This is a genomic window from Pandoraea sp. PE-S2R-1 (assembly GCF_002179865.1).
Classification (GTDB): Bacteria; Pseudomonadota; Gammaproteobacteria; order Burkholderiales; family Burkholderiaceae; genus Pandoraea.
Genome location: NZ_NGUR01000158.1, coordinates 1 through 279, shown reverse-complemented (window position 1 = coordinate 279; position 279 = coordinate 1). Strand labels below are relative to the sequence as shown.

Genomic DNA, 279 nt, shown 5'->3' with positions numbered 1-279 from the left:
TCAGCGCGAGATCGCAGCCGTGGTCGGTCTGGCCGGGCCGTACGATTTTCTCCCGCTGCAAAGTGCTGTGTTGCGGCGAATATTTCCTGAGACGGTCCGAGACGAGAGCCAGCCGATCCGGTTTGTATCAGGTCACGAACCGCCGATGTGGCTGGGCGTTGGCGATCGGGATTCCGTTGTCGATCCGGGCAACACCGAGCGGTTTGCGGACCGATTGCGGGAGATGGGCGACGACGTGCAGGTTCATCGTTACGATCTGGGACATGCCATGCTGATTGG

1 pseudogene is annotated in these 279 nt (G+C 60.9%); it reads left to right on the top strand.

What is annotated here, in order from left to right:
- Positions 1-279 (top strand): annotated as a pseudogene (locus CDV44_RS27510) (alpha/beta hydrolase); the annotation flags it as partial.